We start from the raw sequence: 26,398 nt of genomic DNA, 5'->3' as shown, positions 1-26,398 counted from the left end.
GATTTAAACCTAAATTGAATAAAAAAATCAATTTTAATCAACTATTTTAATGAAGCAGTCAATATGTAAAGCACTGGCTTACATCAAAAAATACGACTAGCTATGCATAAGTTGATGAATTGAATAATTAATTTGCTGTAAGTACTGATTGAGTAGTGTCGGTGCGATTCGAGACTCTTGTAAATGTGTAATCCATTGAATTTGGCACATTTTCAATGTTGAGAGATTTTGAGACTTTTTAATTTCAATGATGAGAGGTTTTGCCATAAGTCCGCAGTATTGCTCAAGCAATTCAATCATTAATGTCTGTATTTGATGAATATTTAATTCATCGAAGTGCTTTTGAGATTGAATATTCGTTTGTACCTGTTGAGTTGGTGGTGTTAAGGGGTTTAGTTCAATCACTTCATTTTTAAGATTGGCGTGTAATTCATTTGATTCAGCGCTGTTTTTAAAATTTGCTTAAGTCGTATGGTTTCAACTTTAACTTGAATTTCTGAATGCTGTGAGATCTGATCCAAATGTGAGCTAGAAATTAGCCCTAAAGAACTCAGTTATTCTAATAATTCGGGTGTTGCAATTTGTTGCTTAAATTGGTCAGTCAGTAAGTTGAAATCCTCTGTAGCGATCAGGACCAATAATCGGCGTTGACGAGCATTCAAGTTTTTTGATCTTGAATGTAGTGTGTCTATACCTAATTGAGTTTTGTAGTATTGATTCATCCCTAATCGACCGCAAGTATGAATTAGGGATGAAGATACTATGTGATAATTACACTATTGTTACATAAGTTATTTTTAAAATAACTATATAAAACAGTAATTTAGAATGTGATTAGATTCTCAATTCTAGTGCTTTTCTTAAGTATGGATCTAAGTCTTCTTGGCGTAATAACCATTGCACATAGTCCGATGGTAAATCCACGATTGCTGTACCACGGTGTTTACCAAAATTAATTGAGCGAGGAATACGTGCATCTTCAGACGCTTCATAAAGCTCTTCAATATTTTGGATATTTAGCTTATGGACAATATGCATCAAAATATTAGCCGTTAAAATGATATCTGCATCAGCACGATGTGCACCTTTTAACATTTCACGGGCTTTTTCACTGCCTTTACTGATCATGTAGATGAGTGCTGAAATGTTGTGTGCTTCAGCATCAGGCCAAACGAGTCGAGCAAGGGCAAGTGTGCAAATGGCTTTGATATGCGAGGTGTCGACACCACAGGTCTGAATCGCACGAATATCATAATCAATGTTATGGCCAATGATATAAATAGTCTCAGCAGGAAGGGTAAAAGTACTAAAATTGGGTTGATGGACAATATCAGCTTCTAATATATGATGCACAGCCATGGCTGCAAATGAAATTTTTTCATCACCAATACTATAAAGTTGATCAAACATTTTTGAACGATCAAGACTGAGTTTACCAGCTTCAATTTCTATCGGTGCATATGCAATCTCGATGGGTAAACCATTCAATGTATGCGTTTCAGTATCGAGAATGATGGCTTGCATGCTGTTTTCCGTCAGTGCAAATATATTTGAAAATAATTTATCATTTTCACGAATTCACGCACAGGCAAATTTGTGATCAATCTGCAATTTTTTAAACTAAATCCTAGATTAGCGATGAGTTTGAGCAGAAATGATACTCAAACGATCTTGTCTAATCGCATCAGTTGAAATAAGTCCCTTATATAGAAAGAGAGGAATACCATCTTCGCGATCGATAAGTTTCATAGGTTCAGTTCCATCTCGATATTCAAAAATGGCTCTAGGCATACGATCTTTGTCTAAAATAATGAATCTTTTATTCTTAATCGCAATTTCATGTTCTTGAAAATTTTGTTTGAGCTGTCTTAAAAAAATACTTTGATTGGTATCTAAACGATTTAGTTCACGGATGCGATCACTATCGCTTTGATGATGAGCTTTCATATGCAATTTGTGCTGAAAGTTCGGATGACTAGCTGAAGGTTTTGTTACATAGCTCTTAAGGTTAATTTTATATTTATACTTTGCAACAATATAGCCTAAGCTAAAACCTATGATAAGTGTAATAAATGCCAGCATAAGTTAATAAATATCATTATGTTATATTTTTGATAATTTACACTTTTTAATGAATTTTTCAAGATCACATCATAAGTAACCCGAATCCTGCTTAAGGAAATGAGATCATTCATCTTGAGACTTATCCATCATTTTGAGCATAAAAAAGTCTATGCTTTGGTCTGATAACACTAAAAACTAATCATAAAATTACATTTAGCTTATGATTTTAAAGAAAAATCCTTATCCGCGATTCGGGTTAAGTAACCCAAATCCTGCTTAAAGAAATGAGATTATTCATCTTGAGACTTATCCATCATTTTGAGCATAAAAAAGTCTATTCTTTGGTCTGATAACACTAAAAACTAATCATAAAATTACATTGAGCTTATGATTTTAAAGAAAAATCCTTATCCGCGATTCGGGTTAAGTAACATCCAAATTTTCATTAAATCGAATTCTAGAAATATGCTCAAAAATATAAAGAACACATTATTGAAGGGACTTAAATGAGTTGATCATCATATTTAAAGTGGTGAAAGCGTTAAATCATTTATAAATATTAGACTTATTAAATCTTTCATCATATTTCAAAGGCTTGTTTTGAACATTTACTGAAACACCATCTCTTAAAATGAATCATATTTAATGCAAACTGACTAAACTTCATTCTCGAAATTCATAAACTTCGTGCTACAATACGCGCCAATCTTAGCACGGCTTAAAAGCCCTAATTTAATAGGACCTCGCTAATGTTTGCCAATATCTCAATTGCTGAATTTGATCCAGAAATCGCGAAAGCAATCACTCAAGAAGATGCACGCCAAGAAGCGCACATCGAGTTAATTGCTTCTGAAAACTATTGCTCACCTGCAGTAATGGAAGCTCAAGGTTCTAAACTTACCAATAAATATGCGGAAGGCTACCCAGGCAAACGCTATTATGGTGGTTGTGAATACGTAGACATTATCGAACAATTGGCGATTGACCGTGCTAAAGAACTCTTTGGTGCTGATTATGCTAACGTTCAGCCACATGCAGGTTCACAAGCAAACTCAGCGGTTTACTTAGCGCTACTTAACCCAGGCGATACAGTTTTGGGTATGAGCCTTGCTCACGGTGGTCACTTGACGCACGGTGCAAAAGTAAGCTTCTCTGGTAAAACGTATAACGCGATTCAATACGGTTTAAACCCTGAAACAGGTGAGATTGATTACGAAGAAGTTGAACGTTTAGCTGTAGAACACAAGCCAAAAATGATCGTGGCTGGTTTCTCTGCGTATAGTCAAATCGTTGATTGGCAGCGTTTCCGTGACATCGCGGACAAAGTTGGCGCTTACCTATTTGTAGATATGGCTCACGTTGCTGGTTTAGTTGCTGCTGGTGTTTATCCAAGCCCAGTTCAAATTGCTGACGTAACAACAACGACGACTCACAAAACACTTCGTGGTCCGCGTTCTGGTTTAATCCTTGCAAAAGCAAACGAAGAAATCGAGAAAAAACTACAGTCTGCTGTGTTCCCAGGTAACCAAGGCGGTCCATTAGTACACGCTGTTGCTGCTAAAGCAATCTGCTTTAAAGAAGCAATGGCGCCTGAATACAAAGCTTACCAGCAACAAGTGGTGATTAATGCTCAAGCAATGGCTGAAGTACTCATTGCACGTGGTTACGAAATTGTTTCAGGTGGTACGAAAAACCATTTATTCCTATTGTCTTTAATCAAACAAGACATTACAGGTAAAGAAGCGGATGCTTGGTTAGGTGCTGCTCACATTACTGTGAACAAAAACTCTGTACCAAACGATCCACGCTCTCCATTTGTCACTTCTGGTATCCGTATTGGTACACCAGCAGTAACTACACGTGGTTTTGGCGAATCAGAAGTTCGCGACCTTGCAGGTTGGATTGCTGACATCCTTGATGTTAAAGGCGACGAAGCTGTTATTAATGCGGTTAAGGCGAAAGTTGAAACCGTATGCGCTAAATTTCCAGTTTACGCATAAGTTAAACGTTGAAAGGAGCCTCCTTTAGGGAGGCTTTTTTTATGAATACATAAATAGTTATCTAAGGCTATATTTTCTGTTATAAATGATGCACAGATAAGAATGAAAAATACGCAATTTATAGATTTGCGTGAATAAGGAATTGAATAAATGGATAAGCCCAATATTATTGTTTCAGAACAAGATCTACATCGTTTAGAAACGATGCTAGAACATCAGACGAAACTTACACCGACCATGCAACATTTGGAAAATGAATTGGCGCGTGCAGAAGTCGTTGCACCACAAGATGTTCCGAGTAATGTCGTCAGTATGAATGCCCGAGTGATGATCACGATTGCCCCTGCGGTTGAACCCACAGAAATTGTTTTGGTCTATCCACATGAGTTTTTAGGTGAAAAGGGGCAGGTGAATGTGATTGCGCCGATTGGTACAGCCATTTTAGGTTTGGCAGAAGGGCAAGAAATTGAGTGGCCACAACCAGATGGTCAATTGATGAAAGTGAAAATTGAAAAGGTGATTTATCAGCCTGAGCGCGAAGGTCATTATTTATAGTATTTAGAATTTGAAAATATTTTATTTAAACTAAATAACCCGAATCGCGGATAAGGATTTTTCTTTAAAATCATAAGCTCAATGTAATTTTATGATTAGTTTTTAGTGTTATCAGACCAAAGAATAGACTTTTTTATGCTCAAAATGATGGGTAAGTCTCAAGATGAATAATCTCATTTCTTTAAGCAGGATTCGGGTTAAATAGGATAATAAAAAGCCTAAGCGATGATCGTTTGGGCTTTAATTTTCTTGAGCAAAGTATAAATTCATTAAGCAATTTAAAAGTTATGAATTACTTTTGCATAATAGCAATCTCTTCAACATATTTAGAGAAATAACTTTCACGAATTTCTTTACGCTGTTCACTTGTCGTTGCTTTTTGCATTTTTCGGCGGAGTTCATTACGCTCAGAAGAACTCATTTTTTGCCATGCTTCACGCATTTGAGACTTTTCTTGCTCAGGCAGTTGAGTAAACCAATCCATTTTTTGTTGAAGTTCAATACTCTGGCTTTCTGGAATCTCTTTTAGATTTTGATAGCGTTTAATAAGTGCACGTTGTTCATCATCTGATAATGCATCCCAAGTTTCACTTACTTGAGTATCTGCATCTTTAGAAAAAATCCAAAAACGCTCGTAGCCTGCAAAACTGGTTTGCAGGAAACTAAGCGCACAAAAAGCCAAAACTAAATTTTTAGCTACCATGAACGACTTTATCCTCACCAAATACAGAAAGCATCTCTAAATCTTCCATCATTTGTGGAGATAGTTTAGGGCTAACAACCACTTGTTGGGTATTGGGTTTTTCACCTAAATCAACAGCATTTGGCAGTACAACAAAGCCAGTGATTGCTGCAGCTAAGGCGAAGCCTGTCATTTTCCAAGTCATCAATTGAGAAGCGATGGACTTCGTTTGAATCTTTTCTAAAACATGCTCCATCACCACAGCTTTATTTCTATGGTTGTGCGCAAGTTGGTCGAGCTTAGCCGTTACTTGTTTTGCGAATTCATCATTATTCTTCATCAAATGAACCTCCTGAATGAGGGTTTAAATGCGATAGAGAATTTCTTAAACCTTGAATAGCTCGGTGGTAATGAGTTTTAACCGATCCATCCGAGCAGTTCATAATCTCTGCAGTTGTATGTGTATCAAAACCTTCCCAGGCTCTCAGCATAAATGCTTGTTGTTGGCGGACAGGAAGTTTTGAAATAGCAGACTGAATTTCTTCCATGGTGAGTTCTTGCGATAGAAACTGTAATGGATTAGGTGTGGACTCATCCACAATGTCCAAAGTTTCATCTTCATCAGAATCTAGATCAGCTTTTTTGAAAAGTGAAAATGGAAAAGCACGTCGCGATTCCTTACGACGCCAGTCTTGTAATTTGTTATTCAGAATGGTGTAGAACAGGGGATACCATTCTTCAGTAGATTTATCTGAATAGGATTTATGCAGTGAAATAAAAGCTTCTTGCACTAAGTCCATTGCAATCCCATTATGACCTTGGGTTGCACTTTCCATCATCACTAAAGCACGTCCAGTGACTTCTCGCATGAAATTCTTCAGGCGTTGTTCAGCCGTGCTCACAAGAACACTTGAATCATCAATCTTTGATTTTTTCGGTGCTAAATCCATAGAGATGGAAAATCCCGTCATTGGGTACCCACCATTATTGTTAATGTCATACTTATATAACGTATAAAAATAATGATAGGTTGACAATTAAAGCAACTATTTTTAGCAGTTTAAATGATTTTCCCAGATTAGGGAGAGATGGTTAATATAAATTAACCATTTAGATGCGTTGGCGAACCATTTCAAAGAAGCAGATCGAACCCGCAATGGCGACGTTCAGTGATTCTTGACCACCGGGTTGAGGGATAGAGACTGCAGCAGCATTGGCAAGTGCATACTCTGATACACCTTGACCTTCATTGCCTAGAACCCAAACGCTAGGTTGGCTGAGATCTTTGCTGTATAAACTTTCTGATTCGTGTGAACTGGTGACATACACTGGAATCGTAAATTTAGACAAAATCTCTTCAATTTCAACATTTTCATAGGTGTTTACAGCGAAGTGTGCACCCATGCCTGCACGTAGAACGCGAGGAGACCATAACGATGCTGAACCTTTTGTAGAGACAATTTGTTTGATCCCTGCTGCTGCAGCTGAACGAAGAAGTGTACCAACGTTCCCTGGGTCTTGAACATTTTCAAGCACTAAGGTATCTGCATCAAAGTTTAGCGAATGCGTTGATGAGGGAATATCAACAACTGCCAAGCATGCTAAGCTTGTACCAAGGGTACTAATTTCTCTGTAAAGCGATTCGCCAATCACAAAAACAGTACCCGCATAAAGTTCTGCAATTTTGTCGAAATCTGGATGTTCAATCGCTTTTTCTGTGGTGAAAATCGAAGTAATTTGACGTTTTTTCTCAAGCCAAGCGAGACATAAATGCGTACCTTCAAGAACGGTTTGTCCTTGTTTTTTACGATAGGTATTTTGCTCAATTAAACCACGTAAGTGCTTAATTTTAGGGTTGTCTTTTGATTCAAGATAAATCATTGCCATGGTTTTATAAATCCATAGACGCTAGATAGATGATCTAGCGTCTACTATAGGTAAAAAAATATACGTAAAAATTAATATAACTAAAAATTAATTATGGTATTGAGTAACGAGATCAACTTCGTTCTTAGACCCAATGATCACAGGAACACGTTGATGCAAGTCAGTCGGTTGGATATCTAAAATACGTACACGACCTGTTGTTGATGCACCACCAGCTTGTTCCATCAACATACTCATCGGGTTTGCTTCATACATTAGGCGTAAACGACCTGCCTTTTGAGGGTCTTTGGTATCGTATGGATACATGAAAATACCTGTACGGCAAAGGATACGGTGAATATCTCCGACCATACATGCAACCCAACGCATATTGAAATCTTTCTCACGAGGACCTGTTTTTCCTGCGATTAATTCATCAATATAGCGTTGAACTGGTGCTTCCCAATGACGCTGATTGGATGCATTGATTGCATATTCTTTGGTATCTGCGCCAACTTGAACATTTTCAGAAGTCAGTAAAAATTCTTTTGATTCAGGATCAAAAGTAAAGAATACAGTGCCAGCGCCTAAAGTTAGTGCCATCATGGTTGATGGACCATACAATACATAACCTGCTGCTACTTGTTGTGTACCTGCTTGCATGAAGTCTTCAGAAGTCGTGACTGCATTTTTTGCAGGAAGAATTGAGAAGATGGTACCGACACACATGTTGATATCGATATTGCTTGAACCATCAAGTGGATCAAACAATACAAGATATTTTCCATTTTCTTGCGCTGGGGTAAAGTCATCGAGTTCTTCAGATGCCAAACCGCCAACATTCGGATTGATTTTTAATGCATCGATTAAATAATCATTTGAAATAACATCGAGTTTCTTTTGTTCTTCACCTTGAACATTTTCATTTTGGGCACTCCCTAAAACACCTGCTAAAGCGCCCTTTTGTAGTAAAAGATCAATGCTTTTGCATGTCGTAGCGATTGTATTGATTACATCTGAAAGTTCAGGTGTAAGATTCCCTTGTTGTTGTTCTAGATATTGGGAGAGGGTGCGGTATGACATAGCAAATGAGCTCCAAAAAGCGTTAAAAATATAGCAATACAGTGATTGATGTCTATTTTAGAGAGTTCGAATCAAAATAGAAACCTTATTCGAAAAATGTGGTGATTTTAGGCTTGAAAGAGTTTTAGAACATGCTATGTTGATGGTAGGGATGTTTAGAATACAAGGAGCACTAACATGACCATTCAAAAGTTTGAGGCGACTCCAACCGCGGGTGAAGCTTTCGATGTTCAAAGTGTGAGTACTGAAAAATCGAAAGAAGCTTGGAAGGAATATGAGTCTAAGCCTGAATATAAAAAATTTAACAAGCATGACATGATTGAGTCTATGCAAGCCCATCCCATGCCAGAGTCATAAAGCTAAATGTACTCGATGTATGAATGAGCTATTGCTAGGTTTAAAAATGATCAATAAAAAAGCGCTCATCAAATGGAGCGCTTTTTTAAGGTCTAAAATAACCTAAAAAATCATTATTTTAGAAGGGGTGGAACAGCTTCGTAGTTTAATTCTACACGGCGGTTTTCTTTCCAAGCCGCTTCATCATGTCCAGCATTAATCGGCATTTCTTTACCGTAACTGACCGCTTCAAGCTGAGTCGCATTTACACCATTGGTGATTAAATAGCTTTGAACTGCTTTAGCGCGACGCTCACCCAAAGCCATGTTGTATTCACGTGTGCCACGCTCATCCGTATGACCTGTTAATGCAATTTTAGAGTTTGCATTGGCATTTAAAAATTGAGCATGTGCTTGTAGCGTTTGATAATCTTCATTGGATAATTCACTGCTGTCATAATCAAAATGCACAACACGTTTTGCTAAAAATGCTTTATTTGCTTCAGTTACGCCCTTAGCTGAAGCACCAGCTAGATTTTGAGCGTTTAATGCAGCATCTTCGCTTAAACCAGACGTATTCACTGTCGTTGATGTACTTGGAACATTGCTCGATGGATCATTGTTAAGATCGGTCGTCGGTTTGCGTGTTGCACAACCTGCCATGATTAAGCTGACAGTGATCAGTGGTAAGGCGAAAGTCTTCATAGCATTCATGTTCATTTCCTTAAAATTAAAAAATCAGTTATTTGGGTGCCCAAGCCGGTTCGCGCACTTCACCTTGTTCACTTGGTAAATTCATACGGAAGCGACCATCGGTTGACATGATAGAGAGCAAACCACGGCTATTTTCACGTGTTGCATAGACCACCATTTGACCGTTTGGAGAGAAGCTTGGGGATTCATCTAAGCTGGTCGGTGTCAAAATATTGGTAATACCCGTTGAGATTTCTTGAATCGCAACTTTGTAATTGCTGCCCGATGGACGATGTACGAGTGCCACGTATTTGCCATCTGCGCTTAAAGAACCACGTGCATTAAATGCACCACGGAAAGTTAAGCGTTTAGTCGTACCATCAGCAAAGCTATAGCGATAAATTTGAGCTGAACCACCACGGTCAGAGGTAAAGATAAAGCCTTTACCATCGGGTGTGTAGCGCGCTTCTGTATCAATTGCACTGTCGTTGGTCATGCGCTTAACTTGACGTGTACTTAAATCCATTTGATAGATTTCAGGGTTGTCATGCATAGAGGCAGTAAACAACATACTTTTACCATCTGGTGAGAAGCTTGGTGCACCGTTTAATCCACGGAAACCGGCTAATTTTTCACGCTGACCTGTTGCCAAATCCTGTACATAAATCGCAGGGCGTTTGGTTTCAAATGAAACGTAAGCGATTTTCTTGGCATCGGGTGTCCATGCAGGAGATAGAATCGGATCACGTGAACTTAAAATAGTCCGTGGCTGTTCGCCGTCTGTATCTGCAATTTGAAGTGTATAACGTGTATCTGGCGTTGCAGGATTACGTAACACATAAGCAATACGACCACTGAAATCACCTTTAATTCCTGTAATCGCTTCATAAATCGTATCACTGATCATATGACCCGCAGAGCGAAGGCGAGAAGCAGGGACAGTGAGTAATTCATTCAGTAAATATGTTTTTTTCTCTACGTCATACAGTTGGTAATGAACGTTCAAAGAACCATCAGCATTCTTTTTAACATCCCCAGTCACCACATAAGGAACACCTGCTGACTGCCATGCTGCACCATTGGCATTGTTCATGGTTGCCGTTGCAGGTAAATTTTTAGATGCACTGCTAAAACGACCCGAACGATTTAAATCTTGCTCAATAATGGGATAAAGAGAAGGGTCATTAGCAAATGGAACAATGGCAATTTTAGGGGCTTGTTCGGGTGCTTTTGCAATTTCCAAATGCAATTGTGCATTTGCCGTTGTCATAGAAGCAGGAATAAACGTCGCAATAATTGCGAGACTTAAAACGTGTTTAGAGATGATCTTCATGGTGTGTCACGTACTCAAAATACTAATTTTTAGAATGTTGTAGCTTTGTAGCATAATGACATGATTTTAATCTATATAAAGCATGTAATTATAAATATTCAGTGAATTTTAAATAAACACCTTACCGAAGTAGGGTGTTTATAATTGAATGATTTCAAAGTGATTATTTGGCGATAGATTATTTGACAGTAAAGGAAGCGGTAAAACTACGTGCTTGACTACGTGCTTCCGGGTCTGAAGGCATTGGATAGGGTGCAGCAGCACGAACCGCTTGTTCAACACTCGCTTTCACGTCTGGATCAGATGCATTGACCACTACACTGGTGACTGAACCACTATCACTAAGGTTTACGCGAGCTGTCGCTTTTTGACCTGAAGAATTGAGTGGCATACGCCAAGCTCTTGTGACTTTTTCTGTAAATTCTCTTCTAGCTGAAGAAGCAATTTTCTTAGCTTCTGCTTTTTTATTAGCAGCTTCTTCCTTAGCTTTTTGAGCAGAAGACGCTTTCTCTTCGGCAGCAGCACGTTCTTTAGCTTCGGCATCCGCTTTGGCTTTATTGGCTGCATCGTTTTTAGCTTTTGCAGCGGCATCCGCTTTGGCTTTATTGGCTGCATCGTTTTTAGCTTTTGCAGCGGCATCCGCTTTAGCTTTATTGGCTGCGTCAGTCTTCGCTTTCGCAGCGGCATCCGCTTTGGCTTTATTGGCTGCGTCAGTTTTAGCTTTTGCAGCGGCATCCGCTTTGGCTTTATTGGCTGCGTCGTTTTTAGCTTTCGCAGCGGCATCCGCGTTGGCTTTATTGGCTGCGTCAGTTTTAGCTTTTGCAGCGGCATCCGCTTTGGCTTTATTGGCTGCATCGTTTTTAGCTTTAGCTTTAGCAACAGCATCAGCTTTGGCTTTATTGGCTGCGTCGTTTTTAGCTTTCGCAGCGGCATCCGCTTTGGCTTTATTGGCTGCGTCGTTTTTAGCTTTCGCAGCGGCATCCGCTTTGGCTTTATTGGCTGCGTCGTTTTTAACTTTTGCAGGGGCATCCGCTTTGGCTTTATTGGCTGCATCGGTTTTAGCTTTCGCAGCGGCATCCGCTTTTGCTTTATTGGCAGCATCAGTCTTCGCTTTTGCGGCAGCATCAGCTTTTGCTTCACGCTCTTTTTGCAGCGCATTTGCTTTTGCTTGTTCAGCAGCTTTAGCAGCTTGAACGGCTTTTTGCTCTGCGGCAAGGGCTTGCTTTTGGGCAGTATCCACTTTAGGTAAAGGAGGAACTACCGTTGGTATATTGGGTGCATCTTGCACTGGTTCAGCCGTTTGTTGAATATCAGGCTTAACATTCTCATGCGCTGTTTCAGCACTATCCGATTCCACGAGAGGTTTAGGTTCGGGTGGGATAGGTTTTAGGTCTTCGGGTTTGATCAGTACGGTTTTAATTTGTTTTAGTGGTTCAGGTGGTTTGGTTAAACCTAGAAAAAGCAAGCCTGTAATCGCCACAACATGGACTGCAACAGTAAACCCTAATGCAATCTTCGTTTCTTTTGACAAAGGCTTTTTAGAATCGTTCATAGCTTATTTTTCAGACTCAGCAGTAAGCAGTCCAACTTGGGTTAAACCCGCATCTTGCAGACTTGACATTAAAGCAATGACCTGACCATAAGGACGAGTTTTATCACCCTCAATAACGACAGTCAGTTGCTTATTTTCAGCTTGAGCATTTTCTTGTGCAGTGCTTAAAAGAGATGTTAACTCACTTAGGGTCAAGGGATCTTTTGATGTGTTTTCTTTATGCTTTAGGAAATAACGTCCATCGGCATCAATGCTGACCATCGCAGGAGTGTCTTTAGATTCAATAGGCGTGCCATTTGCTTCAGGCAAGTCCACCTTGATCCCACTGGTAATCATGGGTGCAGTCACCATGAAAATCACTAAAAGCACCAACATGACGTCGATATAAGGCACGACATTCATATCACTTTTAAGTGGTTTTTTAACGCGATCAAAACGTCCTGAACGTTGAATAGCCATTATTCAGAATCCTGTGTAGTTCCCACAGATTGACGTTGTAATAACGCCACCATTTCTTCTGCAAATAAAGCACGGTCTGAATACACTTCTTCGCTTTTCGAGGTGAAATGGTTAAATGCTAAAACAGCAGGGATTGCAGCAAATAAACCAATTGCAGTCGCAATCAATGCTTCGGCAATACCAGGTGCAACCGTTGCAAGGGTCACTTGATCGACTTGGGCAAGACCAATAAAGGCATTCATGATGCCCCACACTGTACCAAATAGACCGATATACGGTGCAACCGAACCAATACTTGCCAGTGCGCCTAGACCATTTTCCATGCGACCTTGATCACGGCTTAAACCGACACGTAAAATACGTTCTGTACCATCAATGGTATGGGTTAAATCTGCTTTGGTTTTCTTGAGTTTAAGGAATTCACCAAAACCATTGTAAAAGATATCTTCTAAGCCATCACGTTTAGAATTGACTTGGGCATTATTATAAAGCGTATTGAGCTCAGCGCCTGACCAGAATACTTTTTGGAAATGCTCATCGCCTTGTTCGGCTTTTTTAAAGGTCATATGTAACTTGGCAATAAGGTACCAACTCAAGAGGGATGCCAGTACCAAGACCAGCATGACCAATTGAACAACAGGGCTCGCCTGTAAGATAAGATCTGAAATGTGAAGCGAAGATTCTAGTTGTGTTGCCATAGTTACATGTGCCAATAGTATTTTTATTCGTGATTCAATTCTCTTTGGATCAAATCACGGATTTCATTCGGAATTCTGAGCGGTCTCATTTCAGCGCTAATACACGCTAATTCAACCTCGCCAGAAGCTAGCATGATTTCACCACGATAAATATTTTGTTGCAACACAAAAGACGTGGCTTTACACGAAACGACACTCGCTGTAACAGTAATTAAATCATCCATAAGGATTGGGCGTGAATATTTTAGTCCAATTTTATGCACGACGAAGTTGTAGTCTTTTTGATGCCAGTAATGAGAAATGCCTGAAGCACGTAACCATTCTGTACGAGCACGTTCCATAAAGCGGATGTGATTGGCGTGATAAACAATACCTCCTGCATCGGTATCTTCTATATATACACGAATTTGAAATTCAAATTTGTTCGCCATATTCATTTCCCATGTCTAGCTTTGGATCTTGGATTTTTGGTGATTTGATTGTTCTTATATTTTGAACATGATGCACAAAATATTTGCTGAGAACAATGTACTGCAAAGGCCCGCAGTTTATCACTCTCAAGTTTCAGTCCAATGGCACAAGGTTTCAATTATGCTGTAATTGAATTCGTTGATTGGCAATGATAAAACCTAGATAAGAAATTAGCTTTATTAAATTATTTAAATCAGGTATTAAACTTGAGAGTATATGTAATACCAACTAAAAATTGGCTAATTCAGTATAGGGTTTTAAATGTCAAATCAAGAGTACAAAACATTATTACATATGACTAATGAGCAAGCTAAAGAGTTTTTTTTAAAAAGCCATGCTTATTGCAATATCAATTTACCAACATACTTTTGCTTTAATAATGTCTTGAAAGACATTTATAAATATATCCAAGAGAAACCAATTAACTTTAAGGAGAACAAACCTAAGATTTTTGCAGATGTTAATTATAAAATTAGAACTAATAAAGATGGGTTGTATGATTGGAGACTTTTTGAATTAATTAATCCAATATTGTATGTGGACTTAGTGATATATTTGACAGATAACTGGGAATATATTATTGAAAAAATTAAGAATCACATTAGTTTTTCAAATGTTGTCTGCGAGAGTTTCCCTATCGTTACATTAGAGAATGATCAAAAAGAGAAAACTATATCAAGATGGGTGGAAAGAGTTGAGAAGGAATCGATAATCAAGTCAATGGAATATGATTATTTATTTGTTACGGATATTTCAAACTGTTATCCAAGTATTTATACACATGCAATTGAATGGGCAATTGAAACAAAGGAAGCTGGAAAATCTGGAAAAAATTTTACTATAGGAGCCATGGTTGATACCAAAGTTAGAAATATGACTTATGGTCAAACTAATGGAATACCTCAAGGCTCAGTTTTAATGGATTTTATAGCAGAATTGGTTTTAACTTACTCAGATAGTGAACTTACAAAAAAAATAATTGGACATGGGATAAACAAAAAAGATTATTATATTTTAAGATATCGTGATGATTATCGTATTTTTTCAAATAATAAAGATTATATTGATATTATTTCTCGCGAACTTGCTATAACTCTACAAGAACTAGGTATGAAAACAAATCCATCTAAGACATTTTTTACAGAAGATGTTGTTCTAGGCTCCTTGAAAAAAGATAAGTTACAATCCCTTTTATTTTTTGATGCTGATTATCAAAAAGAAACCATCCAAAATAAATTAATAAAAATTCTTATTTTTTGTAAGGAGAATAGAAATTCTAATCAAATAAATTCGAAAATTTCTAGAATATGTAAAAGCATTGAAGAAAATGGATTATATGGTGAAAGTCCTAAGGTTTTAATTGGTGTTGTTGTTGAAATTTTAAAGAAAAACCCATGTGGTATAGAAGTTTGTGCTCAACTAATAAGTTTACTTTTAAACTGTATTGAAAATTATGAGGAAAAAAAAGATATTATTGAACTAGTAGAGCAACGTTTGAACATAAAGCTTAATACAGGATTAATTGATATATGGATGCAAAGAATTACATTCCCAATATTAGGTGATAATAAGAAATTTAAAGAAAAGCTTTGTGATCAAGTTAAGTATGATAATAGTATTTTTGAAGAAGAATTATGGAATAATGAGTGGGTTAAAGATCAAAAACTAAGGAGTATTGTAAAAGAATCGATTCTTTATAATTTTGATACTTTAAGTGAGTTAGAAAATGTAATACAAGATGAAGAAATCTTTGTGCCAAATACTCAACAATATTAAGAATGGGAAGGGAGAATAATCCTCCCTCCTTAATCACTTCTCTTTCGGCTCTGGCGGTGTCATCCCAAACTGTAAATAAGCTTGATTGGTTGCAATACGACCACGAGCAGTACGCATCGCATAACCTTGCTGAATCAAATAAGGCTCAATCACATCTTCAAGTGTGCCTGAGTCTTCCGCCATGGCTGCCGCCAAAGCTTCAACACCAGCAGGACCGCCATCAAAACGCTCAAGTAACATCGACAAATAACGACGGTCTAGCGTATCCAAGCCATCTTTATCAACATTCAACATATCCAATGCACGTTGCGCCATTTCTTGCGTCACTTCACCTGTGCCTTTGACCTGAGCATAGTCACGCACGCGACGCAGCAAACGATTGGCAATACGTGGTGTACCACGCGCACGACGTGCAATTTCTAGCGCACCATCAGCTGTGGTTGGTACATCCATTAAGTTTGCAGAGCGCGCCACAATATGCGTCAAATCTTCAACAGAATAGAACTCTAAACGCTGAACAATACCAAAACGGTCACGCAAAGGCGAGGTGAGGAGTCCGGCACGAGTGGTGGCTGCCACCAAAGTGAATGGCGGTAAATCCAGTTTAATCGATCGAGCACCCGGCCCTTCACCAATCATGATATCGAGTTGGTAATCCTCCATCGCAGGATAGAGAATTTCTTCAATCACAGGTGACAGACGATGAATTTCGTCAATAAATAAAACGTCACCTTCCTCTAAATTGGTCAGCATGGCTGCCAAATCACCTGCACGTTCCAATACAGGACCAGAGGTAGATTTGAGGTTGCCACCCATTTCACGCGCAATAATATTCGCAAGCGTGGTTTTCCCTAGACCGGGAGGACCAAAAATCAAGGTATGATCAAGTGCTTCACCACGACCACGAGCAGCACCAATGAAAATTTCCATTTGCTCACGTACCACAGGCTGACCAATATAGTCTTCAAGTGAGGTCGGGCGAATGGCACGATCAAAATGATCTTCGGGTTTTTCAGAACCACTGATAATACGGTCTTGCATAGTTGAGCTGATTTAACCTATTTATTCATTGATTTTAAAGCCGCGCGAATGATATCGGCTGCTTCAGTATATTCTGCTTTGACTGCATTAATCAGTTTTTGTGCTTCGGCAGGTTTATAGCCTAAAGATTGTAAAGCAGCTTCAGCTTCAGCAACCGCAGAATTGCCTGTAAATTGAATTTGTGAAGTATTGGTATGGGTCGAACCACCTGATACAGCAAAGTTTTTAAAACGATCACGCAGTTCGATCATTAAGCGTTCCGCTGTTTTTGCACCCACACCCGGAACTTTAACCAATGTTTTTACATCGCTATGTTCAACCGTATGGATCAGCATTTCTACGCTGAGGGTTGAAAGAATACCCAAAGCCATTTTAGGACCGACGCCGTTTACTTTTAAAAGCGTTCTAAAAATGATTTTTTCTTGTTGATGCATAAAGCCATAAAGCAGTTGGGCATCTTCACGCACGGCTAAATGCGTCCACAGGGTAACTTTTTGACCTTTTTGTAATTGGCAAAATGTAGACAGCGGGGTGTCAATTTCATAACCCACACCATTTACATTGAGTAGAACTGTTGGCGCTTCGAGTGCAAGCACTTCACCAATTAAACATCCGATCATTGAATTTATTCACTTCTTTGTTGATGGTTGAATAGTAATGAGAGTTTATATTATTGGCAAAATAATTTATGGGATATTTATTCTTACCAACACGGTTCACCTTTCACCACAAATTTGACCACTCCGTAATTAGAGTTTTCATTTACATGTTTATCAATACAGCTTTCATTTTTTGACTGTTGATTTATAAACGTGAACTTATATTCTTTTTCCTCAAAGTTCCAATTATGTTCCAAATAACGATTTAAATAGATTGATTTTAAGTGTTGATCACTGAATCGCTCGATTGGAATTCATAGTTCAAGTTTTTTGGTCTGATGTGTCCAATGAAAATCAAATGACTCAGGTTGATTGAGCTGTTCAGGAAAAATGAGTTTGGCTTCATCACTCAGTTGTTTTGCAGAATCCGGTAGCATTTTAAGTCGTTCTTCGAGTGGCGTTTTCACATGAGGTTTGGTGTATTTTACTTCAAAACTACTTAACAGCTTTACGATGAGTACTAGAAAACCAATGATGAATCCAATGAACAATAATTGAATAATACCAGCCCAAAAATCATCTTCAGTTTGATTCATAACCATCACACACGACTATAATAATTTGTTCGAAGCCATAAATAATTCATAGAAACCCCACCTTATTGCCTTGTAACTCTTGCGCCAAGTTATAAGCCTGATGGTCTGAAAGTTTCGAAATAATATCCAACACTTGCATGATATTGTCATAGTGATCATCACTAAAACGAACGCCTAATCCTGAAATAATCGAAAGTAAGCGACCTTCTTTAAAACTATGCACTTTGTCTGGTGTCGTGAGTGGAATAAAGGCATCCAAAATGTGTTGCAAGCTTTGATGCGCAATAATTTCCAAACCAGCTTTTTGCGGATGCTCAAAAATTTTTTCACGAGCTAAGTTCTTCGCTTTATCAATACCTTGTTCAATATCAGGTGAACAATACTGCAATAAACTGCCTTTCAGTTGACCTGACAAAATTTCAAAATGATGTTTAGAAAATGCTGTGGTGACTTCATCGACTAAGCGTTTCATCACACGTCCGCGAAGTGCAGCGATTTTCTGTTGCCAAGTGGTGTAAGGCGTTGCTAATTCTGATGGCTTACCATAATCACCAATGAGATCGAGAAAGATCGGTTCAACTTCTTCATAAGACAGCATATTTAAAATAATGCCATCTTCTAAATCAATTAAAGCGTAGCAAATATCATCCGCAGCTTCTAATAGATAGGTCAGTGGATGACGGCAAAAGTGGTATTCACCATACTGAATTAAACCAAGTTGCTCACCAATTTGTTTTAATATTTCTTTCTCTGCTTGATAACACCCAAACTTCGCGCGTTGATTTGCAGGTGTATTGCCTTGAGAGTCGATGGTTTTAGATAGCCATGGGTACTTTAAGTAAGCCCCTAAGGTTGCGTAAGTGAGGCGCATTCCACCGTCATTTGGGTGGTAGTCAATTTTGGTGAGTAGTCTTAAGCCTTGTGCATTGCCTTCAAACTGACGTACATCGGCTTGCTGTTCTGGAGACAGAGCTTTAAGGAAATCCCCATGGGAGGCGTCATCAAACCATTCACGAATGGCGTATTCACCTGCATGCCCAAAAGGAGGGTTGCCTATGTCATGCGCCAAACAAGCCGCTTGAATAATCGCACCCACATCCGCGGGTGAAATCCAGATTGGCAATTCATTACGGATTTTTTCAGCAGCGAGCATACCGAGTGAACGACCAATGCAGGACACTTCTAATGAGTGCGTCAAGCGTGTATGAATACCATCATGTTGAGTCAGTGGATGAACTTGGGTCTTACGATTCAGTTGACGAAAACTCTGAGAAAAAATAATGCGGTCATAGTCTTTGTGAAATGGGCTTCGAGCCTGTTCAGAACTTTGTTTAGTACTTCCAATTCGAACTGTAGAAAGCAGTTCTAACCATCGCATTTGAGTCATTGATGCTTATTCTTTCATTATTTGAGTTGATCATGCCAAAAATTACATTAAATCACTAGGCTTGTGCGACATAATTTGTCTTATTGCCGCTACAAATCATCGTCTCTAATCTTTGCAAATTCTCTTATTTAACGCTAACAATTTTAATCAATGGATTTGTTCGGATACGATTGAAAGGAAGCTGAATTGTAAATGCTGTACCAAGAATATGTATAGTTGCTATTGAATTTTATTTGAAATGACCTCATCTTAAAACCATAAATAAATATTCTAGAGAATTGAGCTTTATGTTATTCCATTTGCCAAAGTTAACTGCAGAAATTCGTGTCACCCATCTCAATACACGTATTAACGAGCAACGGAAGAAAATCGCTCAAAATACAGCATCAAAGTTCGAACTTTTACAGTTGTCTCAACAATTTTCAAAAGAAGCGAAGACGCGTAAAAAGAATAATCAAAAAGTTTATGTGCTCGATTTTAAAGGTGATATGGCAGCATCAGCTGTTGAAAATCTTCGTGAAGAAATTACGCTGATCCTCGCGACAGCAAAAGCGGGTCGTGATCGTGTTGTACTACGTCTTGAAAGCCCTGGTGGAATGGTGCATGGCTATGGTCTTGCAGCTGCACAATTGGTTCGTTTACGTGATGCAGGCTTTAACCTGACCATTTCTGTCGATAAGGTTGCGGCGAGTGGTGGTTACATGATGGCATGCATTGCCAATGAAATTGTATCGGCGCCTTTTGCAGTTTTGGGTTCAATTGGTGTTGTAGCGCAAGTGCCGAATTTTAATCGCCTGTTGAAAGAACATAATGTTGATTTCGAGCTGTATACCGCGGGTCAATATAAACGTACAGTGACTATGTTTGGTGAAAATACGGAAGAGGGCAAAGCCAAGTTTGAAGAAGAACTTCAGCAAACGCATAAGTTATTTAAGCACTTCGTTGAAAAGTACCGTCCGCAGTTGAATGTGGAAAAAGTGGCAACAGGAGAGCATTGGTACGGTGAAGATGCGATTGATTTGAATTTGGTGGATAAGCTACAGACTTCAGATGAATATCTCTTAAGTTTATTGATGCAACATGATGTCTATCTGATTCAGACTCGCCGTAAGCCAACTTTAGGTGAAAAGTTAGGTTTACAAGCTGCACAAATGGCAGATAGTTTCATTCCAGCAGTGATGAATAAGGTGATGGAATCGCTCAGCAAAGCGAACTCAAATTTAGTTCAAATGCGTGATCCGAAATTATGATTTGCCAGTGTTAAGTTAAATAAAAAGCCAATCTAATGATTGGCTTTTTTTGTTTTCATGTTTTCTTTTCGTTAGGTTTTTCAGCCACTTTAAATAGCAGAATGAATCCTGAAAGGATTGAACCGATGGTGGCTATCCACATATCTTTATGTGCATCCCAAATATCGCCTTGTTGACCATTATAGTTTTCAGCTTCTTCGGGAGATAAGCCAATCGCGATCAACCATTCAATCCATTCATAAACCAAACTTGTCGCCATCACGAATTGAACCACCAATATAAATAAAATTTTTGCCGAAAGTTGAGGTAACCAAACTTGAAATAGTCTCAGAAAAAAAGGATAGAGCAGTAATCCATAGGCAAAATGAACCAAGCGATCATACATATTGCGAGTCCAGCCCAGCGCTTGATTTAAATCGAAGTTAAAAATAGTTACGATCCAATCATTGTAGGGAACATAAGAATATAAATAATGTGCGCCTAAGATATGTATCAGTAAAAATCCAATATAAAGCGCAAATGACCAAAAACTTAGACCTACTTTTTTAAGGCAGTAAAATAAGAAAACGAGCATGATTGCTGTACCGATTTGATGTAAGCCATAAGAGGCGTATTCAAGCGGTTTTATACTGGCGATGATTAAGGCAATGATGAGTAGAGTCAAAACAAAATAATGTTTGCTCGTTAAAGAATGGTAAATCATATTGTTATTGGCTTTATAAGAATTATCGGCATTATATAAGAAAAATAAATCAGAAAATATCGATTCATTTGCACAGTCGCGTTTAAACAAAAATTGAACGAGTTGCTTTGTTTGAGGCAAGTTTGACAGTTTTAAATACTGAAATCCGATAAAATATTTTTATTTGCTTTTAGGTTAGATGATGGCAGTAAAAGAAGCATTTTTAGCAACGCAAAATTGCTATTTTAATTATGAGTTTGAAGAACTCAATTTAGGCGATGATTTCCCCGAAGAGCTTTCAGTGTCACTACGTGGCATGATGTATCGCCATGAAATTCAATATCCAGATGCGATTTACTACGTATATTTTAGTGAGTTGTTAACGAACTGCGAATTACAAAGAATGAAAGATGATTGGGCGAAATACTGTCCAATGGAATGAAATGATGGTTATTCCAAGATGTGAATCTTTCACATCTCCCTTGCGCACTCAGAATATATTCTGAGGATGCTCATCTGCTAACAGGAAAGGAAATTAAAGATTTAAAATAAAAAAGCGAAGCCTGAGCTTCGCTTTTTTATTAAAAATCTAATATCTATAAAGTTTAGATTTTAGATTTTAGATTTTAGATATTAGGTCTTTGATTTGTTTTGCTTGATCAGCAGCATTACCTGTATAAGTCGCAGGTGTCATTTCTGCAAGACGTGCACGGTCAGCAGCAGGAACCACTTCAAGTTCATTACCATTCACGAAATTCACCATCATGTCACGAGTCATTGCTTGACCACGAGTAAGCGCTTTAAGTTTTTCATAAGGCTTTTCAACATTGTAACGACGCATCACGGTTTGAATTGGTTCAGCCAATACTTCTTGCGCATTGTCTAGGTCTTCAAGAATACGGTCAGCATTCAATTCAAGTTTACCAATCCCTTTTGAACATGCTTCAAAAGCGATCAAGCTTTGTGCAAAACCAACACCCATGTTACGAAGAACAGTTGAGTCAGTTAAGTCACGCTGCCAGCGAGATACAGGAAGTTTCTCACCTAAGTGAGCAAGAACTGCATTTGCTAAGCCTAAGTTACCTTCAGAGTTTTCGAAATCAATCGGGTTTACTTTGTGTGGCATGGTTGAAGAACCAACTTCACCTTCTTTCAAACGTTGTTTGAAGAAACCAAGTGAGATATAACCCCAAACGTCACGGTTAAAGTCGATCAAGATGGTGTTGAAACGACGTAGTGCATCAAAAAGTTCCGCCATGTAATCATGTGGTTCGATTTGCGTGGTGTACGGGTTAAACTCTAAACCTAAAGATTCTACAAATGCTTGAGAATGCGCAGGCCAGTTGATGTCTGGATAAGCAGAGTAATGCGCATTGTAGTTACCGACTGCACCATTGATTTTGCCCAATAATTCAACATTTTTAAATTGTTTGATTTGACGTGCAAGGCGATATGCCACGTTCGCCATTTCTTTACCCAAAGTGGTTGGGCTTGCCGTTTGACCATGTGTACGAGACAACATTGGTTGTTCTGCATGTTTTTCAGAAAGTGCAACGATTGAGTCAATGATTTGCTGCATCGCTTGAACTAGCACTTCACGACCGCTTTTGAGCATTAAAGCATGTGACAAGTTGTTGATGTCTTCAGAAGTACATGCAAAGTGAATGAACTCACCTGCATTTTTGAGTTCATCAATGTGCGCAATTTTTTCTTTAAGGAAATATTCAACTGCTTTCACGTCATGGTTCGTTGTGCGTTCAATTTCTTTAATGCGGTTTGCATCATCTTCAGAAAAATCAGCAACAATCGCATCTAAAGCTGCATTGGTTTCGTTCGAGAAAGCAGGCACTTCTGTGATTTCTGGACGATTCGCAAGGGCTTGTAACCAGCGTACTTCTACAGTCACACGAGCATGGATCAAACCAAACTCAGATAAGAAAGGACGAAGAGCATCACATTTGCTCGCGTAACGTCCATCAAGTGGAGAAAGTGCAGTTAAAGCGTTCATAACGATTCCTTAGACATTGGAATTAAACGAAAAACAGTAAGCTCGTTGAGCATCAGTTAAACCACCTGAAACTGTAAACGAGCCAGATCTTGAATATCTTTGAGTAGCTTACGTTTGGTGAAGATCATTGACCATGAACTTCCACCCGACTGACGCCATAAATGCGCCATTTGTAAACCTGTAAATAGGGATGCACGAATGCGATTGGTATGTGCAGTATCTTTAAATGCTTCAGCACTGCCTTTGACCATAATCCGTGGGTTAATCGAACCCGCAGTTTCGACATAGGTTTGAGCAAGATTGGCAATGATACTTGGATGCAGATAATTGTTATCGAAGAAAGACAGTTGTTTTAATATTTTTTGTTGTGATTTTTCAATGATGTCTACAAACTTCGGATTGCTATAGACTTTCTTTTCTAAATGCAACAATGCCATGGCATAAGACATGGGCAGTTTAGCATTGGCAAATTTGGGAATTCTAGATTTTGGGGAGGTTGTAAACGGTTGGGTAATGCTACTTTCTAATGTTTTGAGTCCGAGGGAAATGTCGGCAAGCTGATGAAAGAAATCTAAGGTCTGACAGTTTTGATTGGTATCAGGGCGAATATTTAAACTCGCCTTGATTAATTGTTCTAAATAGAAGTTACCGTTTTCACCGATACTCTGTCGTCCTGAGAGGGCAGTCATGTGGGTGAGCTGTGCAGATTGAAACACAGCAGCCAAAGCCAACGCTCTATTTTGACGAACATTCAGAGTTTGAGGCTGTTGAAACGGTAACTCTGTCATGACCGATATTCCTTTAAATAAAATCAGGTTTTGGCGCATTGGTATGATGAATCACACCCCCACCTAAACAAACTTCATCTGCGTAGAACACTACACTTTGTCCTGGGGTTACAGCACGTTGTGGTTCATCAAATTCAACACGAACACCATTTGGCATTGTATCATCATTGAAAATTACACAGGCTTGATCAGGCTGACGGTAACGGGTTTTGGCAGTACAGCGGAAACCTGTTTCAGGAATCGCTTGCTCACCTGCCACCCAGTCAATCGCTTCTGACCATAAAATGGTACTTTGCATCAGTGGATGTTCATGACCTTGACCAATCACCAAACGATTGTTTTCAATGTCTTTATATAGAACAAACCAAGCGCCTTCAGCAGCACCTTTTAAGCCGCCCATACCAATACCACCACGCTGACCGAGCGTATAGTACATTAAGCCGTGATGTTCACCAACCTCTTTACCATCATCCAGCACAATTTTTCCTGCTTGCGCAGGCAGATACTGTTTGAGGAAGTCATTGAAGCGACGTTCACCAATAAAACAAATGCCTGTCGAGTCTTTTTTCTTGGCAGTGGCTAAACCTAACTCTTCCGCAATACGACGCACTTCAGGTTTTTCAATTTCACCGACAGGGAATAAGGTCTTGTTAATTTCACGACCATGAACCGCATGTAAGAAATAGGTTTGGTCTTTGTTTTGATCTACACCACGAAGCAGAGGTGCATATTCTTCACCACGTGAATTTTTTAAGGTTTCACCACGACGACAATAATGACCTGTCGCAATAAAGTCTGCGCCTAAATTCATAGCATGGTCTAAGAACGCACGGAATTTGATTTCTTTATTACACAGAATATCTGGGTTTGGCGTACGACCCGCAGCATATTCTGCTAAGAAATGTTCGAATACACGATCCCAATATTCCATGGCAAAGTTTGCAGTATGCAGTTTGATCCCTATCTTGTCACACACAGCTTGTGCATCAGCAAGGTCTTCCATCGCTGTACAGTATTCTGTACCGTCATCTTCTTCCCAGTTCTTCATGAAAAGCCCTTCAACTTGATATCCTTGTTGAAGTAAAAGCGCTGCAGAAACAGATGAATCTACACCACCCGACATACCGACGATGACACGTTGTTGCATAGGATTAGGCATCCAAATTTGAAATTAAGGGAGAATTTTGGTGCTCATAAACGAGCGATAAAGGAAATTTTTGACCTGAAAGGGCATCTTTGACCGCTTTGACTACGAGTGGACTGCGTGCGCGAGCTGAATTTTCAAGTTCATCGAGTGTCATCCACACTGCACCAATGATATCTGTATCAAGCTGAGCATCGACATGATGCTTAATCTCTTTGGCTAAGAAACAGAATCTGTAATAGGTACGATCAGGAAACATCGGTGGCGTATAAGTATATATACCAAGCAGAGATTGAACTTCAACCTCATAACCTGTTTCTTCCATGGTTTCACGAATGGCTGCTTCAATAATCGTTTCACCCACTTCAACATGTCCAGCAGGTTGATTAAAAACAGTATGCGTCACACCTTCTGTATGTTCTTCGACAAAGAGGAATTTTCCGTCTTTTTCAACAACAGTTGCGACGGTGACATGAGCAGTCCAAGCGGTCATAAAACAGCACCAGGGATAAGGATGCACTATTGTATAAAATTTTGGGGTGTGTGGCTATGTGGATTTTCTTATCAAATAAACGGTAAAATATTTTTATTTATCAGATGGTAGGAGGGTGTTTGAAAAAAATAGTAAGCAAATTGGATAGTTTTTTATATAGTAAGGCACAAATAGGCATAGTTTTTCTGCTTTTAGTACTGATTTTATTACATTTACCAAGTGCGATTTATGGAAGTATTTTTTTTGTACCTATAACTCAAAATGAAGTTGACTATTATGCAAAATTTGGGGCATGGTTTACTGCTATTGGGGCGATATTTACTATTATTAACCCGAATCCTGCTTAAGCCGATGAATCAATAATTTGAATTGTTGGCTTATTTCGATGGGTTAATTGATATGCACATAACGAGGCGTAAATTCCACTGAGAAATCCACGAACACTGCGTGCTTTACTCGTCACTAAATTGTATTGACCTTTCAATAGGCTGAATAACGTTTCTATTTTATTGCGCTGTTTTAAGTGATATTCATCTGGCACACTGAGCTCAACAGACCGCATGTTCTTCCGATGATAAGTAATCAAATCAATACCTTGATCTTTTAACTTAATTTTTAAATCTTGACTAATATAACCACGATCCGCATAAAGCTTTGCCTCGAACCCCTCGACCAACTGCTCCACCATTTTGATGTCAGCAACATGTCCATTCGACAAAGCAGAACAAGCAATTTCACCAAATTGATTCATCGCAATATGTAATTTACAGCCATAAAACCAGCCCATTGAGCTTCTACCACGTGATGCAATTTGGACTAATGATTTATGACGCTGAATACGTT

Annotated in this window: 32 protein-coding genes; 7 read left to right on the top strand and 25 right to left on the bottom strand. The window is 38.8% G+C overall.

From position 1 onward, the window contains the following. Nucleotides 1-96 precede the first annotated feature (96 nt). The 4 genes from AC5YCE_RS00160 to AC5YCE_RS00145 all read right to left on the bottom strand — a co-directional run bounded on the left by AC5YCE_RS00160 (nt 97) and on the right by AC5YCE_RS00145 (nt 2,082). Nucleotides 97-405, bottom strand: a complete 309-nt coding sequence (locus AC5YCE_RS00160) for a hypothetical protein (protein ID WP_496170260.1) — start codon at nt 403-405, stop codon at nt 97-99. A 149-nt stretch (nt 406-554) separates the two neighbouring features. Then, the gene (locus AC5YCE_RS00155) at nt 555-722 is read right to left on the bottom strand and encodes a hypothetical protein (RefSeq protein WP_496170258.1); all 168 of its coding nucleotides are present in this window, start codon (nt 720-722) and stop codon (nt 555-557) included. Between the two features lie 112 nt (nt 723-834). Next, nucleotides 835-1,524 carry a putative quorum-sensing-regulated virulence factor gene (locus AC5YCE_RS00150; RefSeq protein WP_496170256.1) on the bottom strand — a complete coding sequence of 230 codons (690 nt, stop codon included), beginning with the start codon at nt 1,522-1,524 and terminating at the stop codon, nt 835-837. A 108-nt stretch (nt 1,525-1,632) separates the two neighbouring features. After that, nucleotides 1,633-2,082, bottom strand: a complete 450-nt coding sequence (locus AC5YCE_RS00145) for a hypothetical protein (protein WP_496126973.1) — start codon at nt 2,080-2,082, stop codon at nt 1,633-1,635. Between the two features lie 731 nt (nt 2,083-2,813). Between AC5YCE_RS00145 and glyA the strand changes: the two genes are divergently transcribed. Continuing rightward, on the top strand, nt 2,814-4,064 hold the full coding sequence (glyA, locus tag AC5YCE_RS00140) for a serine hydroxymethyltransferase (RefSeq protein ID WP_496170254.1): 1,251 nt from the start codon (nt 2,814-2,816) through the stop codon (nt 4,062-4,064). Nucleotides 4,065-4,214: 150 nt separating this feature from the next. Then, nucleotides 4,215-4,619, top strand: coding sequence for a nucleoside diphosphate kinase regulator (gene rnk, locus AC5YCE_RS00135; protein ID WP_496170252.1), 405 nt, complete (start codon nt 4,215-4,217; stop codon nt 4,617-4,619). A 292-nt stretch (nt 4,620-4,911) separates the two neighbouring features. Here the strand turns inward: rnk and AC5YCE_RS00130 are convergent, their stop codons facing one another. The 5 genes from AC5YCE_RS00130 to AC5YCE_RS00110 all read right to left on the bottom strand — a co-directional run bounded on the left by AC5YCE_RS00130 (nt 4,912) and on the right by AC5YCE_RS00110 (nt 8,250). Next, the gene (locus AC5YCE_RS00130; protein WP_496170250.1) at nt 4,912-5,322 is read right to left on the bottom strand and encodes a DUF3106 domain-containing protein; all 411 of its coding nucleotides are present in this window, start codon (nt 5,320-5,322) and stop codon (nt 4,912-4,914) included. After that, a complete protein-coding gene (locus AC5YCE_RS00125) occupies nt 5,312-5,641 on the bottom strand; it encodes a hypothetical protein (RefSeq protein ID WP_496170248.1) in 330 nt (109 codons plus the stop codon). The genes AC5YCE_RS00130 and AC5YCE_RS00125 overlap by 11 nt, the downstream gene beginning before the upstream one ends. Then, the gene (locus AC5YCE_RS00120) at nt 5,631-6,251 is read right to left on the bottom strand and encodes an RNA polymerase sigma factor (RefSeq protein WP_496126988.1); all 621 of its coding nucleotides are present in this window, start codon (nt 6,249-6,251) and stop codon (nt 5,631-5,633) included. Before AC5YCE_RS00120 ends, AC5YCE_RS00125 begins: the two co-directional genes overlap by 11 nt. 160 nt (nt 6,252-6,411) lie before the next feature. Further along, nucleotides 6,412-7,188 (bottom strand): TrmH family RNA methyltransferase, encoded by a 777-nt coding sequence (locus AC5YCE_RS00115; protein WP_496170246.1) that lies wholly within the window; start codon nt 7,186-7,188, stop codon nt 6,412-6,414. Nucleotides 7,189-7,275: 87 nt separating this feature from the next. Further along, nucleotides 7,276-8,250, bottom strand: a complete 975-nt coding sequence (locus AC5YCE_RS00110; RefSeq protein ID WP_496170244.1) for a class 1 fructose-bisphosphatase — start codon at nt 8,248-8,250, stop codon at nt 7,276-7,278. Between the two features lie 177 nt (nt 8,251-8,427). Between AC5YCE_RS00110 and AC5YCE_RS00105 the strand changes: the two genes are divergently transcribed. Next, the gene (locus AC5YCE_RS00105) at nt 8,428-8,607 is read left to right on the top strand and encodes an NF038105 family protein (RefSeq protein ID WP_496126981.1); all 180 of its coding nucleotides are present in this window, start codon (nt 8,428-8,430) and stop codon (nt 8,605-8,607) included. Between the two features lie 113 nt (nt 8,608-8,720). Here the strand turns inward: AC5YCE_RS00105 and pal are convergent, their stop codons facing one another. From pal to ybgC, 6 genes are all read right to left on the bottom strand, one after another. Beyond that, the gene (pal, locus tag AC5YCE_RS00100) at nt 8,721-9,299 is read right to left on the bottom strand and encodes a peptidoglycan-associated lipoprotein Pal (protein WP_496170242.1); all 579 of its coding nucleotides are present in this window, start codon (nt 9,297-9,299) and stop codon (nt 8,721-8,723) included. Nucleotides 9,300-9,327: 28 nt separating this feature from the next. Beyond that, nucleotides 9,328-10,611 carry a Tol-Pal system beta propeller repeat protein TolB gene (gene tolB, locus AC5YCE_RS00095; protein WP_496170240.1) on the bottom strand — a complete coding sequence of 428 codons (1,284 nt, stop codon included), beginning with the start codon at nt 10,609-10,611 and terminating at the stop codon, nt 9,328-9,330. Nucleotides 10,612-10,789: 178 nt separating this feature from the next. Continuing rightward, nucleotides 10,790-12,163 carry a cell envelope integrity protein TolA gene (gene tolA, locus AC5YCE_RS00090; protein ID WP_496170238.1) on the bottom strand — a complete coding sequence of 458 codons (1,374 nt, stop codon included), beginning with the start codon at nt 12,161-12,163 and terminating at the stop codon, nt 10,790-10,792. Nucleotides 12,164-12,166: 3 nt separating this feature from the next. After that, a complete protein-coding gene (gene tolR / locus AC5YCE_RS00085) occupies nt 12,167-12,622 on the bottom strand; it encodes a protein TolR (protein ID WP_496170236.1) in 456 nt (151 codons plus the stop codon). Next, nucleotides 12,622-13,320, bottom strand: coding sequence for a protein TolQ (tolQ, locus tag AC5YCE_RS00080; RefSeq protein ID WP_496126986.1), 699 nt, complete (start codon nt 13,318-13,320; stop codon nt 12,622-12,624). The genes tolR and tolQ overlap by 1 nt, the downstream gene beginning before the upstream one ends. Before the next feature lie 23 nt (nt 13,321-13,343). Continuing rightward, a complete protein-coding gene (gene ybgC, locus AC5YCE_RS00075) occupies nt 13,344-13,751 on the bottom strand; it encodes a tol-pal system-associated acyl-CoA thioesterase (RefSeq protein ID WP_496126987.1) in 408 nt (135 codons plus the stop codon). 301 nt (nt 13,752-14,052) lie between these two features. Between ybgC and AC5YCE_RS00070 the strand changes: the two genes are divergently transcribed. Continuing rightward, on the top strand, nt 14,053-15,567 hold the full coding sequence (locus AC5YCE_RS00070; RefSeq protein WP_496170234.1) for an RNA-directed DNA polymerase: 1,515 nt from the start codon (nt 14,053-14,055) through the stop codon (nt 15,565-15,567). Between the two features lie 33 nt (nt 15,568-15,600). Here AC5YCE_RS00070 and ruvB read toward each other — a convergent pair whose 3' ends face one another. The 4 genes from ruvB to AC5YCE_RS00050 all read right to left on the bottom strand — a co-directional run bounded on the left by ruvB (nt 15,601) and on the right by AC5YCE_RS00050 (nt 19,190). Further along, nucleotides 15,601-16,608: a Holliday junction branch migration DNA helicase RuvB gene (gene ruvB / locus AC5YCE_RS00065; RefSeq protein WP_496170232.1), complete on the bottom strand. Its 1,008-nt coding sequence runs from the start codon at nt 16,606-16,608 to the stop codon at nt 15,601-15,603. Nucleotides 16,609-16,625: 17 nt separating this feature from the next. Further along, nucleotides 16,626-17,228 (bottom strand): Holliday junction branch migration protein RuvA, encoded by a 603-nt coding sequence (ruvA, locus tag AC5YCE_RS00060; RefSeq protein WP_496170230.1) that lies wholly within the window; start codon nt 17,226-17,228, stop codon nt 16,626-16,628. Nucleotides 17,229-17,521: 293 nt separating this feature from the next. Continuing rightward, entirely contained in the window at nt 17,522-17,803 is a 282-nt protein-coding gene (locus AC5YCE_RS00055) for a hypothetical protein (RefSeq protein ID WP_496170228.1), read from the bottom strand. A gap of 46 nt (nt 17,804-17,849) precedes the next feature. Then, on the bottom strand, nt 17,850-19,190 hold the full coding sequence (locus tag AC5YCE_RS00050; RefSeq protein ID WP_496170226.1) for a deoxyguanosinetriphosphate triphosphohydrolase: 1,341 nt from the start codon (nt 19,188-19,190) through the stop codon (nt 17,850-17,852). 287 nt (nt 19,191-19,477) lie between these two features. On the opposite strand from AC5YCE_RS00050, the gene sohB reads away from it, so the two are divergent. Further along, nucleotides 19,478-20,440 carry a protease SohB gene (gene sohB / locus AC5YCE_RS00045; protein ID WP_496170224.1) on the top strand — a complete coding sequence of 321 codons (963 nt, stop codon included), beginning with the start codon at nt 19,478-19,480 and terminating at the stop codon, nt 20,438-20,440. Nucleotides 20,441-20,495: 55 nt separating this feature from the next. Here sohB and AC5YCE_RS00040 read toward each other — a convergent pair whose 3' ends face one another. After that, nucleotides 20,496-21,143 carry a DUF2238 domain-containing protein gene (locus tag AC5YCE_RS00040; RefSeq protein ID WP_496170466.1) on the bottom strand — a complete coding sequence of 216 codons (648 nt, stop codon included), beginning with the start codon at nt 21,141-21,143 and terminating at the stop codon, nt 20,496-20,498. 181 nt (nt 21,144-21,324) lie between these two features. Here AC5YCE_RS00040 and AC5YCE_RS00035 point away from each other — a divergent pair, with 181 nt between their 5' ends. Beyond that, entirely contained in the window at nt 21,325-21,564 is a 240-nt protein-coding gene (locus tag AC5YCE_RS00035) for a hypothetical protein (protein WP_496170222.1), read from the top strand. Between the two features lie 177 nt (nt 21,565-21,741). Here the strand turns inward: AC5YCE_RS00035 and purB are convergent, their stop codons facing one another. Genes purB through AC5YCE_RS00015 form a run of 4 tightly spaced genes read right to left on the bottom strand, consistent with a single transcriptional unit; the run spans nt 21,742 to nt 25,555 of the window. Beyond that, the gene (gene purB / locus AC5YCE_RS00030) at nt 21,742-23,130 is read right to left on the bottom strand and encodes an adenylosuccinate lyase (RefSeq protein WP_496170220.1); all 1,389 of its coding nucleotides are present in this window, start codon (nt 23,128-23,130) and stop codon (nt 21,742-21,744) included. Between the two features lie 56 nt (nt 23,131-23,186). Next, nucleotides 23,187-23,918 carry a high frequency lysogenization protein HflD gene (hflD, locus tag AC5YCE_RS00025; RefSeq protein ID WP_496170218.1) on the bottom strand — a complete coding sequence of 244 codons (732 nt, stop codon included), beginning with the start codon at nt 23,916-23,918 and terminating at the stop codon, nt 23,187-23,189. Between the two features lie 13 nt (nt 23,919-23,931). After that, entirely contained in the window at nt 23,932-25,065 is a 1,134-nt protein-coding gene (gene mnmA, locus AC5YCE_RS00020) for a tRNA 2-thiouridine(34) synthase MnmA (RefSeq protein WP_496170216.1), read from the bottom strand. A gap of 4 nt (nt 25,066-25,069) precedes the next feature. Next, complete coding sequence (locus AC5YCE_RS00015; RefSeq protein WP_496170214.1) at nt 25,070-25,555, bottom strand: NUDIX hydrolase; 486 nt, start codon at nt 25,553-25,555, stop codon at nt 25,070-25,072. A gap of 119 nt (nt 25,556-25,674) precedes the next feature. On the opposite strand from AC5YCE_RS00015, the gene AC5YCE_RS00010 reads away from it, so the two are divergent. Beyond that, entirely contained in the window at nt 25,675-25,902 is a 228-nt protein-coding gene (locus AC5YCE_RS00010; RefSeq protein ID WP_496170212.1) for a hypothetical protein, read from the top strand. Here AC5YCE_RS00010 and AC5YCE_RS00005 read toward each other — a convergent pair. Then, a partial coding sequence (locus AC5YCE_RS00005; RefSeq protein ID WP_496170210.1) for an IS982 family transposase occupies nt 25,899-26,398 on the bottom strand: 500 nt, incomplete at its 5' end. The genes AC5YCE_RS00010 and AC5YCE_RS00005 overlap by 4 nt on opposite strands.

The sequence above is a fragment of the Acinetobacter sp. CY79 genome, assembly GCF_059515845.1.
Note: the sequence above shows the minus strand (reverse complement) of the source record. Positions and strands in the feature narration are given on the sequence as shown.